This is a genomic window from Vibrio sp. 1F263, from assembly GCF_041439035.1.
Classification (GTDB): Bacteria; Pseudomonadota; Gammaproteobacteria; order Enterobacterales; family Vibrionaceae; genus Vibrio; species Vibrio tasmaniensis_A.
The window spans coordinates 24,890-36,948 of the sequence record NZ_JBGONI010000041.1; the positions used below are offsets into that span (position 1 = coordinate 24,890).

The 12,059-nt window shown below is 44.5% G+C and carries 11 protein-coding genes and 1 riboswitch; of the genes, 1 reads left to right on the forward strand and 10 read right to left on the reverse strand.

The features are described 5' to 3' along the window. Nucleotides 1-60: 60 nt before the first annotated feature. Nucleotides 61-1,851: an aminopeptidase P family protein gene (locus ACED25_RS19860; protein WP_371695928.1), complete on the forward strand. Its 1,791-nt coding sequence runs from the start codon at nt 61-63 to the stop codon at nt 1,849-1,851. A gap of 151 nt (nt 1,852-2,002) precedes the next feature. On the opposite strand, the gene thiH is transcribed toward ACED25_RS19860, so the two are convergent. From thiH to ACED25_RS19910, 10 genes are all read right to left on the reverse strand, one after another. Further along, entirely contained in the window at nt 2,003-3,130 is a 1,128-nt protein-coding gene (gene thiH, locus ACED25_RS19865) for a 2-iminoacetate synthase ThiH (RefSeq protein ID WP_371695929.1), read from the reverse strand. 7 nt (nt 3,131-3,137) lie between these two features. Continuing rightward, nucleotides 3,138-3,902, reverse strand: coding sequence for a thiazole synthase (locus ACED25_RS19870; protein ID WP_102249483.1), 765 nt, complete (start codon nt 3,900-3,902; stop codon nt 3,138-3,140). A 2-nt stretch (nt 3,903-3,904) separates the two neighbouring features. Beyond that, nucleotides 3,905-4,114, reverse strand: a complete 210-nt coding sequence (gene thiS, locus ACED25_RS19875) for a sulfur carrier protein ThiS (RefSeq protein ID WP_010440653.1) — start codon at nt 4,112-4,114, stop codon at nt 3,905-3,907. Further along, nucleotides 4,111-4,893, reverse strand: coding sequence for a ThiF family adenylyltransferase (locus ACED25_RS19880; protein WP_371695930.1), 783 nt, complete (start codon nt 4,891-4,893; stop codon nt 4,111-4,113). The genes thiS and ACED25_RS19880 overlap by 4 nt, the downstream gene beginning before the upstream one ends. Then, nucleotides 4,883-6,175 carry a thiamine phosphate synthase gene (locus ACED25_RS19885; protein WP_371695931.1) on the reverse strand — a complete coding sequence of 431 codons (1,293 nt, stop codon included), beginning with the start codon at nt 6,173-6,175 and terminating at the stop codon, nt 4,883-4,885. The genes ACED25_RS19880 and ACED25_RS19885 overlap by 11 nt, the downstream gene beginning before the upstream one ends. Next, a complete protein-coding gene (gene thiC, locus ACED25_RS19890; RefSeq protein WP_017103336.1) occupies nt 6,175-8,124 on the reverse strand; it encodes a phosphomethylpyrimidine synthase ThiC in 1,950 nt (649 codons plus the stop codon). The genes ACED25_RS19885 and thiC overlap by 1 nt, the downstream gene beginning before the upstream one ends. A 129-nt stretch (nt 8,125-8,253) precedes the next feature. Next, nucleotides 8,254-8,352: riboswitch (TPP riboswitch) on the reverse strand. A gap of 62 nt (nt 8,353-8,414) precedes the next feature. Next, complete coding sequence (crcB, locus tag ACED25_RS19895; protein ID WP_004736665.1) at nt 8,415-8,798, reverse strand: fluoride efflux transporter CrcB; 384 nt, start codon at nt 8,796-8,798, stop codon at nt 8,415-8,417. A 100-nt stretch (nt 8,799-8,898) separates the two neighbouring features. After that, nucleotides 8,899-10,281, reverse strand: coding sequence for a multicopper oxidase family protein (locus ACED25_RS19900; RefSeq protein WP_371695932.1), 1,383 nt, complete (start codon nt 10,279-10,281; stop codon nt 8,899-8,901). Between the two features lie 829 nt (nt 10,282-11,110). Beyond that, nucleotides 11,111-11,545, reverse strand: a complete 435-nt coding sequence (locus ACED25_RS19905; RefSeq protein ID WP_016767834.1) for a MarR family winged helix-turn-helix transcriptional regulator — start codon at nt 11,543-11,545, stop codon at nt 11,111-11,113. Continuing rightward, nucleotides 11,538-11,954: an SRPBCC family protein gene (locus ACED25_RS19910; RefSeq protein ID WP_016767833.1), complete on the reverse strand. Its 417-nt coding sequence runs from the start codon at nt 11,952-11,954 to the stop codon at nt 11,538-11,540. The genes ACED25_RS19905 and ACED25_RS19910 overlap by 8 nt, the downstream gene beginning before the upstream one ends. Nucleotides 11,955-12,059 lie beyond the last annotated feature (105 nt).

Below are 12,059 nucleotides of genomic sequence, written 5' to 3' on the forward strand. Positions count from 1 at the left end.
CCTCGCATGTATATCGACTGTGAGTGTTAACAAGGACCCTAACAATAAGGATAAAAACAGATGCACAATATCACTGCTGAACGCGTTGCTGCGGTTCGAGCTTGGCTTGAAACAAGCAACCTAGATGCCGTTATCATTCCACATGAAGACGAATATCTAGGTGAATACGTTCCCGCTCATAACGAGCGACTTCACTGGTTAACAGGTTTCACTGGCTCTGCAGGTGCCGCTGTTATCACTCGTGAAACTGCTGCTATTTTTGTTGATGGTCGCTACACCGTTCAGGTTCGTAAGCAAGTACCAGCAGAGTTATTTGAGTATCGCCACCTTATTGAAGAACCGGCTTTAGATTGGATCATCAATTCATTGCCACAAGGCAGCAAGGTTGCATTCGACCCACGCATGCACACCGCCGCTTGGTTGAAAGGTGCACAAGTAAAACTAGAAGAGAAAGTTGAGTTAACGACACTCTCTTCTAATCCAATTGATGAACTTTGGTCTGATCGCCCTGAACCTGTAGTGTCTGATGTTCGCCTAATGGCAACAGACGCAGTTGGCCAATCAAGTGAAAGCAAACGTGCGGAGATTGCTGGTTTACTAAAAGCAAAAGGTGCGGACGCCGCTATCCTTACCGAGCTAGACTCAATCTGTTGGTTGCTTAACATTCGTGGCTTGGACGTATCTCGCCTACCTGTTGTGTTATCCAACGCGATCATCCACGCCGATGAAAGCGTCGATTTCTTCCTAGACCCAGCACGCATCCCAGCAGGCTTTGAAGCACACGTTGGTAATGGTATTCGAGTTTCTCACCCATCAGAGCTTGAAGCACGCCTTCAGTCTCTAGAAGGTAACAATGTATCTGTCGATTCAGGCACGAGCAATGCTTGGTACACGCTTGTTCTACAAAACGCTGGCGCTCACATCATTGAAGCAGCAGACCCATGCCTAATGCCAAAAGCTGCTAAAAACGCAACTGAGATTGCAGGTATGAAAGCGTGTCACATTCGAGATGGCGTGGCGATGGCGAAATTCCTGTCTTGGATTGATGCAGAAGTCGCGCAAGGTAACCTGCACAACGAAGCTGTACTAGCAGACAAAGTACAATCATTCCGCGAGCAAGACCTAACGCTGATGGACTTAAGTTTTGACACAATTTCAGCAGCAGGTGGCAACGCTGCAATGTGTCACTACAACCATGAGAATCAACCTGAACCAGGTCAGTTAGAGATGAATACTCTATACCTAGTCGATTCAGGCGGTCAGTATTTAGATGGCACAACGGACATCACTCGTACTATCGCGATTGGTCAGCCAAGCGACGAAATGATCCAGCAGTTCACATTAGCGCTTAAAGGCCACATTGGCATTGCACGTGCGCGTTTCCCACAAGGTACTCGTGGTTTCCAACTTGATATCCTAGCGCGTCAGCACTTATGGGCAGAAGGCTTCGATTACGATCATGGTACTGGTCACGGTGTTGGTCACTTCCTAAGTGTTCATGAAGGCCCACAAAGCATCTCTAAGAAGCTTATCGACGTACCTCTTGTTGAAGGCATGGTGTTATCAAACGAGCCGGGTTACTACCGTGCTGATGAGTTTGGTATCCGTATCGAGAACCTAGAATTGGTAGTTGAGCTTCCAACTCAAGGTGATTTTTCAGTACTAACGTTTGAGTCGCTAACTCGTTGCCCTATCGATAAGCGCAACATCAATGTTGATTTGCTAACACGACCTGAACTGGCGTGGCTGAACGACTACCATCAGAAGGTATGGAACGACGTTAGCCCATTAGTTGAAGGTGATACATTGGAATGGTTACGCCAATCGACAACTCCATTGGCTCACGCTTAATGCTTCGCTAAGCTATTAACTGAACCAACACGAGCTTGCGAGGTTAATAAGTTAAATAGCAAATAGCAAAACGGCTACCCTTGGGTAGCCGTTTTTATTTGCCTGTATCATTACATCGATGTTTCACGTGGAACATCAACCAATATGTTGATTAACCAGAATAGGCACTGTGCCAGTCTCGCCATACTGGGTCGAAACCACGCTGACGAATCATCGATTCGACATCAGCAGCACTTCTCTCATCACTGATCTCAAACTGCTCAAGCTCTTCTTCACCCGAAGCATAACCACCAGGTTGGGTTTTAGAAGCCGCAGACATACTCGTGATCCCCAATGGCAACACATTATCGCGAAAGGTTGCCGATTCGCGAGTAGAAAGGGATAGCTCGACCTCAGGATTCAAGAGACGATATGCGCAGATAAGCTGAACCAACTGTTTATCGTTCATGATCGACTTAGGCTGCAAGCCTCCACTAGAATCTCCACCCTCGCACGGGCGAAGGCGTGGGAACGAAATTGAGTAGCGAGTCTGCCAATAAGTACGCTCTAGGTAATCTAAGTGAACAGCAACAAAGAAGCAGTCGGTTCGCCAATCTTCCAAACCAATCAAGGCACCAATACCTATCTTATCGATCCCCGCCTTTGCCAAGCGATCAGGGGTTTCAAGACGATATTCAAAATCCATTTTATTACCACGTAGATGATGCTCAGCGTAGGTCCTTGGTTGATAGGTCTCTTGATAAACCATCACCGCATCTAAACCGAGCGTTTTAAGTTCTGCGTAATCTTGTTGGTCAAGCGGCTGCACTTCCATCGCAAGGTAGTTGAATTGCTTTTTGATATTCGGCAACACCTGTCGAAAGTAATTCATCCCGACCTTAGTTTCATGCTCACCGGTGACCAACAATACACTATCGAATTTCATCTTTTTGATGGCCGCACTTTCGGCATCAATTTCATCCAAAGTAAGTGTTCGACGCTTAATGCGGTTCTCCATTGAAAAACCACAATACGTACATGCGTTAGCGCACAGGTTAGATAGGTACAAAGGAATATAAAGCGACATCGTATTGCCAAATCGCTTACGAGTTTGCGCCAACGATTGCTGTGCCATCTGCTCTAAGTAAGGTTCTGCCGCCGGAGAGATCAAAGCCTTAAAGTCTTCTAAGTCGCGTTTGGGTTTACTCAGAGCACGTTCAACATCCGCTGCCGTTTTACTGAAGATAGACATACCAATGTCATCCCAGTTGAGCTGTTTAAATTGATCAACAAACGTCATAGCAATACTACTCGTCTAGGAATGAAGTTAACGGGCTCGAAGCAACCGCGTGAGATACTTTTCCTGCAAGTCCAGCAAGGTAAGCCATTCGACCCGCCTCAACCGCCAGCTTAAAAGCAATCGCCATCTCAACAGGCTGTTGAGATGCAGCTATAGCCGTATTCACTAACACAGCGTCTGCGCCCATTTCCATTGCACGAGCAGCATGCGATGGCGCGCCTATGCCTGCATCCACAATCACAGGGACATTCGCTTGGTCGATAATGATCTCTAAGAAGTCTGCCGAAGCGATACCTTTGTTTGAACCAATAGGCGCACCTAACGGCATAACCGCAGCGCAACCCACCTCTTCCAAGCGCTTACACAAAACTGGATCGGCATGGCAGTAAGGCAACACAACAAAACCATCTTTAACCAGTTGCTCAGCGGCTTTAAGCGTCTCAATTGGGTCTGGCATCAAGTACTTTGGATCTGGGTGAATTTCCAGTTTAAGCCAGTTTGTGCCTAGCGCTTCACGAGCCAAATGCGCAGCAAAGACGGCATCTTTTGCACTCTTCGCCCCAGAGGTATTCGGTAGCAAGTTCACGCCAGCATCAATGATTGGTTGTAAAATGTCGTCTTGCTCAGAGCGAATATCAACTCTCTTAAGCGCCATAGTTGCCAATTGCGAACCTGAAGCCTCGATAGCACTCGCCATCAATTGCTTATTGGCGAACTTACCCGTTCCAGTGAAGAGTCGAGATTGAAACGTCTTATCAGCGATAGTTAACATGGTTAGCCTCCTGCAATGGCTTGGAAAAGAGATATAGCGTCGCCTTCATTAACGACTGTTTGTTGCCACTGGCTACGCGGGACAACCGCATTATTGATTGCAAACACACAACCTAGATCAGGTAATGCTAGAACTTGGATAATGTCCGCTAGAGACGACGAGTGTGCTACTTGTTCTGATTGTTCGTTTATCGAGATCGTTATATGGCTCATTGGATTTCTTCTTCTAAATGCTTAACTACAGACGCACTGCACACAGGACATTCATTATCTTGAGTGACCATAAGGTTTTGCCAATTCATCGTCTGGCCATCGAACAGTTTGAGTTGGTGTGTTGCGACCTGAAACTCACCACGAGTTAGACGTTGAATAGCAGCCAAAGCTTGAAGGTTACCTATGGTGCCAACAACTGGGCCTATGATGCCGCTATCGCTACAACGAGTCGTTTGTGGATGATGTCTGAACGGGAACAAGCAGTGATAGCACCCTTTCTGATTCTGATAATCAAATACAATAAACTGGCCTTTCCAGCCAATTGCAGAACCAGAAATCAAAGGGGTCTTCGCGCTGAAACATGCTTGGTTAACCTGCTGGCGTGACTCGAAGTTGTCAGTACAATCCAACACTAAGTCAGCTAGCATCACTTCAAGCTCAAGCTGACTTTCACTCATTCGTTGATTGATGGTTCTTACTTGGCTGCGACCATTGAGCTCACTCAATTGTTGCTTCAACGCTTCAACCTTAGGCGAACCTAACTGATTTTCCCTGAACGCGACCTGTCGTTGCAGGTTCGATGAATCGACACAATCATCATCGACCAGCACGATCTTTCCAACACCAGAAGCAGCCAGGTAAAGAGCCGCAGCATTACCTAAGCCACCACAACCGATGATCAACACATGACTATTTAGTAGGTTGCGTTGCCCTTGCTCACCCACTTCAGGTAACGCAATTTGTCGTTGATAACGAATGAATTCAAAGTCACTCAGCATAGCTAGGCTCCTGCATAACCTCTTCCTTAAGAGTTGGAGATTTAGGTGCCATCAGTTTTTCGAAAAATTCGATCACTTTATGTGGGTCTTCCGCCAATGTAATCGCACGTACCACCGCCAAGCTCGATACCCCACACTCCCACACCTGCTCAGCTGTCGATTGATCAATACCGCCAATAGCAACCGTCGGATAACCGATGAGTTGTTCTGTGTATGGGATAGTATCAATCAGCTGTTGATACAGAGATAAACGAATTAAACCCTGAGGTTTCGATGGCATCTGTTTAGTTGTTGTTGGGAAGATGTGTCCCAGCGCAATATAGCTAGGGTTGATTTGAACAATGCGTAGCAACTCGTAATAGCCATGAGTCGAGAGACCGATCTTAATACCTGCTTGGCTCAACTGTGAGAGGTTTGATTCTTCAATATCCTCTTGCCCCAAATGAACACCAAACGCGTCATACTTGAGTGCAAGCTGCCAATAATCATTGATAAAAACCTGAGCGTTATGCTCTCGACCAAGCTCGATTGATCGCGCAACTTGTTGTTCTAAGTCTACTTGCTGAGGGTTTTTAATACGTAGTTGAACAGTGTTGATTCCGAGCTTGAGCAACCTTTCGATCCACTCAACATCATCAACCACAGGATATAGCCCTAGGCTACTCTTGCTCAATTCAGGGAACGAAAGTGATGTTCCTTGGTGCGCCCAACCAACACTAATATCCAGTCGCTCATTTTCCAAAACTGGAATTGGAAAGTTTTGGTAATGTGCTGGCCATGTTCCACGTGAAACATTAGACGATGCGCGAGCTAAAACTAATGAGTCCTCTAATGGGAATTCCAGAGCCAACAAAGTAAGTAACCAAGCAAAGTGGCCGCGATTATCTAACTCCTGATGAGCTGTAGTTTCACTCTTGATAGCACGATTAGCATCCCGGTGTGACCAGATATCCAGTACAGTTGAATCATCTGAGACACCGACATAGATGGTATTCGGAGTTTGTATAAAGGCATCACAAACGTCAGTTAGCGCGACTGAACTACTGTAATCAACAACGTGGTTCAGTTTCGCTAGCTGACACTCCGCCAATGAATCAACATCATGAGCAAAGCCAATAGATAACGCCTGCTGAGTGTCAACGATAGAGAAGTATTGAGTTGGGCTTACACCCAACTCAACTGCATCGGTTGCCAAGCCTTGTCGCTTAGCAACCAATAGACAGTTCTGCACCTCTCCCGTTAACTCAATATTTTGAGATGGGATGAGTATCTTCACTGTCATTATTCCTCTAATTGAGCTTCTTTTGCACCTACTGCAGGGTGGTAAAGTTCAGAGCCAGTATCACGGAACTCTTGTGATTTCTGACGCATCCCTTCCAGCGGATTATCTAGCATCTTAATCTCGATAGCCTGATCCGCGGCCACTTGTTCGGTGTCTTTCGCATACTCTCGGACTTCCTGAGAGATCTTCATCGAGCAGAATTTAGGTCCACACATTGAGCAGAAGTGAGCAACCTTACCGGATTCTTGTGGCAGAGTTTCATCATGGAAAGAACGTGCTGTTTCAGGGTCTAAAGCTAGATTAAATTGGTCTTCCCAACGGAATTCAAAACGTGCTTTAGATAATGCATTATCTCGGATTTGTGCGCCTGGGTGCCCTTTCGCAAGGTCAGCAGCGTGTGCAGCTAGCTTGTAAGTAATCAGGCCGGTCTTCACATCTTCTTTGTTTGGTAAGCCGAGATGCTCTTTAGGGGTTACATAACAGAGCATCGCACAGCCGTACCAACCAATCATGGCCGCGCCAATACCAGAGGTAATATGGTCGTAACCAGGAGCAATATCTGTCGTCAGTGGACCTAATGTATAGAAAGGCGCTTCATGGCAGTGTTCTAACTGCTCATCCATATTCTCTTTGATTAGGTGCATTGGCACATGACCTGGGCCTTCAATGATCACCTGAACGTCGTATTCCCAAGCGACTTTAGTCAACTCACCTAGAGTACGTAACTCCGAGAATTGAGCCTCATCATTGGCATCTGCAATAGAGCCTGGACGCAAGCCATCACCTAATGACAGGGCCACATCATACTTCGCACAGATCTCACAGATCTCGCGGAAGTGTGTATATAGGAAGCTCTCTTGGTGATGTGCAAGACACCATTTCGCGATAATAGAACCACCACGAGAAACAATGCCGGTCACTCGTTTGGCCGTCATCGGAACGTAGCGAAGCAACAAACCTGCGTGGATAGTGAAGTAATCAACACCCTGCTCTGCTTGTTCAATCAAAGTATCGCGCATCACTTCCCAGTTAAGGTCTTCCGCAACGCCATTCACTTTTTCAAGAGCTTGATACATAGGAACCGTACCGATTGGTACAGGGCTGTTACGTAAGATCCATTCGCGAGTCTCGTGAATATTACGGCCGGTAGAAAGGTCCATTACGGTATCGCCACCCCAGCGAGTTGACCATACTAACTTCTCAACTTCTTCTTCAATCGAAGAGCTTACTGAAGAGTTACCGATATTAGCGTTCACCTTCACTAAGAAGTTACGACCAATAATCATCGGTTCTGATTCTGGGTGGTTGATGTTTGAAGGGATAATAGCTCGACCTTCAGCAACCTCTTTACGCACGAACTCAGGAGTAATTTCTTTCGGCAGGTTTGCGCCAAAGTTATGGCCAGGATGTTGGTGGTTAAGCTGCTCATCAGCAAACTTCTGACGTCCCATGTTCTCACGTATAGCAATGTACTCCATCTCAGGAGTGATAATCCCCTGACGAGCATAGTGCAGCTGAGTAACACATTGATCGCCAGTCGCGCGACGAATTCTAGGTAGGTTGCCGTAACGAAGGTCGTCTAGAGTTTCATCTTCTAAACGTTCTTTAGTGTAAACAGAGCTTACATCGTCTAACAGTTCCGTATCACCACGCTCATCAATCCATTGCTCACGCAACTTAGGAAGGCCACTATACAGGTCTATTTGATGTGTCGGGTCAGTATAAACACCTGAGGTATCGTAAACTTGAATGGGTACATTAGGTTCGAATACAGGCTCTTTTTTGCTACCACCGACAAGGCTATCAGCGAGTGATATTTCTCGTACAGGGACTTGAATATCTTCTCGAGATCCTTGGATATAAGCTTTTTTTGAATTTGGATAAGGTTGTACGGATAAAGAATCGATGAAATTCTTCGCTTCCAGTCTTGCTTGTTTACGACTCGACATAGCATTTTTCCTTGGCTTTTAGCCATTATTTATAGGGATAAAAATGCTTGACGGATTAGATGCTACAAGAGGGATCACGGTAAGAAATACAGTTGTGATCTGGAGATAGATCTCTAGAGGGATTCTAGTTAGATATCTACTCTTGTTCCCTTCGCAGGTATTAGCCTGATCAGGTTCAACGGATCCCGAGTTAACGGTCTCAGCCATATGGCACTCCGACAAGTTCGATCGAGTATATAAAAACGGCTTGGATAAACCAAGCCGAGTTGTTAACAAATCGTAAGAAAGTTTTAAGACTTTATCAAAAGTTGGAAGCCGATCCATGCTGCTGAGATGCTGAGAACCACGTTGAGTAACACATTGAGTCCCATCTTAAAGAAAGCACCCTGCTGCATAAGAAGCACGTTATCCATCGAAAATGTAGAAAATGTAGTCAGTGCTCCAAGGAAACCAAGACCGATAATTTGTCTCCATGGTTCTGTCGCAACCATCTCATTCTCAAACGCTGCGATGAGTAAGCCCATAATTAAAGAGCCAATCACGTTAACAGTTAGCGTACCATAAGGAAAACCACGCCCTAGCATCACCACACATAACTCTGAAATCAAATAGCGCGAACAAGCACCAAATGCGCCACCAATGGCAATAAAACCTAAAATAGATAACTGACCCATGAATCCTCCCAAACAATAATCCCTATATTCTAGCTTTAACGCCGATAAAAGCGAGGGTAGAAACTAAGAATGCATGCGCAAATATTAAACGTTACAGGTGTCACTTAACTTCGATATATCCCATTAAACCCGTTTTCATGTGTTCTATAACATGACAGTGATACATCCAACGTCCTGGGTTGTCGGCAACAAATGCAGCTTTAGCTCGACCATTCTTTCCAAGTAACACAGTATCGGTATGGAAAGGTTCTTCAATTTTTTTACCATCAAGTTCCAATACAGTGAATGTATGACCATGAATATGAATCGGGTGATGATATTGAGTGACGTTCTTAAGATCGAATATGTAAGTCTTACCTAGCTCTAAAGTCGCCAACGGCTCAGGGATATTGTCTTTGCTCATCCCCTCCCACGCTCGTTTATTAGTAAGCCAAAATTTAGGCATCGATTTACCATCTTCAGATACAGGTGAAACCGCACCCTCCCACTCGAACACGAAATCGATCTCTTCAGCATTAGCAAGATCTAGGTTAGGTACTGGATTCAATGGTAATAATGGTAACACTCGCTCTTGAGAAAATGCTGAATCTACGACTTCAAGTTCACACAAAGAAAGAGGGAAACGCCCCTTCATTTGGAGAACGTTAACTCGCTCACCAGCTTTAGGAGCGATCAGTCCGATATCAACACGCATCCCTGGACCAATTTTATGTTGAGTCAGTTTGTAAGGCGTTTTCACAGGGTTACCATCGATGGCAATCACCCAAGCCTCAGCCCCTTCGATAGCAATAGGATAAGTGATCGTATTATCGACATTAGCAATACGCAGTCTAGTCGCGGCATACTGCTTCAACTGATATACGGGTTCATGAACTCCATTAACACTACTCCACTCACCAGGAGTGCCCATACGAGCACTGAGTCGAGGAATCATTAAGTCTTTCCATTGACCCTGCTTGTCGATATGCCAATGTTTAAGCATCAATGCGTGTTCTTCGTCAAACAGCACGGGAGTGCTTTCTTCTACGATAATTAGGCCAACTAAACCCATACCAAGTTGTTTAACGCTATTCATATGTGGGTGATACCAAAATGTGCCAGCATCTGGCGGCGTAAACTCATAAATGAATGTTTCACCTGGCATAATCGGTGGCTGACTTAAGAAGGGAACACCGTCCATTTCGATAGGGATTCTTAAGCCATGCCAATGGATAGTCGTCGGCTCTGATAGCTTATTCGTAAAACGAATTGTGACCTTTTCACCCTGTCGACATCGAATCGTCGGAGCTGGGATCTGCCCATCAAAGGCTAAGACATTGGTATCAAATCCCGCGACTAACTCAGCTGTTGAAGGTTCAGCAGTTAAGTCATAAACATACTTACCTTGCTCATCAACTGACCGGTTAATTGAGCAAGCGGGTAGAACAGTGAGTGCTGATATAGCGAGAGATGATTGAATAAACTTACGACGGGAGATATCCATATTTGTTGCCTTTTAGTAATAACGACCAAAATGTAACAAAATATTGAGAATAATTCTCATAAAGAAGTGGGGATTGTGCTGTTGATTGTTTATAAAAGAGGCAGGGATAAGTAAGCACTTACCCTTCTATGGTCAAATATCATCCAAGGCAAGAAGTGACAGCTTAAATATCCCACATATAGAAAACCAAAAGACCTTCCTGTTCGACTAGATCTTCGAACTACTACGGAAGCGTGAAGGTTCGAATATCAACATATCCAAACTAGAAGAATTAAGTGAAACCATTAATAAGTAGAAGCTACAACATTTCTGCTGGGACGCGTAGTCTGGAGCCTTAAATTTGGCAGCATGGACTGAGCCGGCATTCAAAATACTCGGTCGGACTGGTGTAAAAAGTAACAGGTATAAAAAATCCCCAGCATTTCTGCTGAGGCTTCAAATATGGCAGGAGTAGAGGTTTAGACTCCCAACACGCGCTGTTTTGGTAAGTCGGGGAATCCGCTGCTCTGCTAATGGTGTATTATAAGATTCATAAAACAAAAAGGCTCTAGCATTTCTGCTAGAGCCTTAAATATGGCAGGGGTGGAGAGATTCGAACTCCCAACACGCGGATTTGGAATTCTACAAAACCAACAATAAAAACAGAACGTTATGGTCATCAAAAAACCAAACAACTCGTATTTCCGTATATTTCGGTATTTTATTTAGCTACAATTCTATAAGTTAGACTCATTTAAGCACTCGGAATTTTCTGACTCACTTTTGCCCCAAAGTGAGCCAGAGAGGGATTGAACTCAGTTTAAAACCCTGCAACTTGCCTTACTTTCGCTTAACTATTTTTAAGGCCTAGTAGCAGAGAAGTGAATATTGCTCTCTGGTCTTGTAGGCTCTCGAAGTATAGCTGATCTAACTCTTCTACCTGAGCGATGGCTTTTTTCGTTAGAGATTCTCCAGTTTTCGAGAGTTTGAGCGAAAAACTACGTGTATCTCTAACGTCTTTATCTTTAATTATGATCTCATTAGCGACTAGAGTCTTCATCGACTTGGATAGTGTCATCTTATCCAAGCCAGTGATATTGACTATTTCTGCTTGTGTTGTTTCGTTTTTATGCTTGTTACACCATAGTATGGAGGCGAGTATAACAAACTGAGTATGATTAATATTTAGAGGCTTGAGGTGCTTCATTACCTCTGAATGCCATTTATTGTAAACAACCCAGAGCTGTAGACCTACGCTGTTCGAAGGGAGCTCGTGCTTAAACATTGTGTTCAGCCCTTTTTTTTAGTCCTTCAAGAGTAGACGGTAGACCTTTATAGATTTTCTTTCCAATGATTTTCCCAAACAAAAAACTAGTTAAACCTGAAAACTTAACTCTATGAATTACTTGAGTTGCTTTTCCATTGACCTGCAAATGATGCTCAAATGATAGAACGCAGAATGGTAGTTTACTTGTTACAGTAAAGTGCTTATTTGGTATAGCATCTGCAATTACAATCTGTGATTTAGGTCCATTACTCGGCTTCAGAATACCTTTAGTACCGATCTTGAATTCTCCCATGAGATGAGAGTAGTCAACTTCTTCATCCCATTGACTCCAATTTTCGACATCGGTATATAACGAATATATGTCTTGAGGTGAGGCTTCAATGCAAATACGTTCTTCAAAAATCATTCTGTTCCATCTCGACTGGAAGTTAGTAAACTAGTTTACTATATTTTGTTGTGGGCATGTTTGCAAGAGCAAGTAAGTGTATTTGAATAGGAGGTAGGAGTGCGC

What these genes read in the sequence shown, in the direction of transcription:
- ACED25_RS19900 (WP_371695932.1), bottom strand. Translation starts at nt 10,281, where the DNA reads ATGGATATCTCCCGTCGTAAGTTTATTCAATCATCTCTCGCTATATCA.
- ACED25_RS19870 (WP_102249483.1), bottom strand. Translation starts at nt 3,902, where the DNA reads ATGTTAACTATCGCTGATAAGACGTTTCAATCTCGACTCTTCACTGGA.
- ACED25_RS19910 (WP_016767833.1), bottom strand. Translation starts at nt 11,954, where the DNA reads ATGATTTTTGAAGAACGTATTTGCATTGAAGCCTCACCTCAAGACATA.
- ACED25_RS19880 (WP_371695930.1), bottom strand. Translation starts at nt 4,893, where the DNA reads ATGCTGAGTGACTTTGAATTCATTCGTTATCAACGACAAATTGCGTTA.
- thiC (WP_017103336.1), bottom strand. Translation starts at nt 8,124, where the DNA reads ATGTCGAGTCGTAAACAAGCAAGACTGGAAGCGAAGAATTTCATCGAT.
- thiS (WP_010440653.1), bottom strand. Translation starts at nt 4,114, where the DNA reads ATGAGCCATATAACGATCTCGATAAACGAACAATCAGAACAAGTAGCA.
- crcB (WP_004736665.1), bottom strand. Translation starts at nt 8,798, where the DNA reads ATGGGTCAGTTATCTATTTTAGGTTTTATTGCCATTGGTGGCGCATTT.
- ACED25_RS19905 (WP_016767834.1), bottom strand. Translation starts at nt 11,545, where the DNA reads ATGTTTAAGCACGAGCTCCCTTCGAACAGCGTAGGTCTACAGCTCTGG.
- ACED25_RS19885 (WP_371695931.1), bottom strand. Translation starts at nt 6,175, where the DNA reads ATGACAGTGAAGATACTCATCCCATCTCAAAATATTGAGTTAACGGGA.
- ACED25_RS19860 (WP_371695928.1), top strand. Translation starts at nt 61, where the DNA reads ATGCACAATATCACTGCTGAACGCGTTGCTGCGGTTCGAGCTTGGCTT.
- thiH (WP_371695929.1), bottom strand. Translation starts at nt 3,130, where the DNA reads ATGACGTTTGTTGATCAATTTAAACAGCTCAACTGGGATGACATTGGT.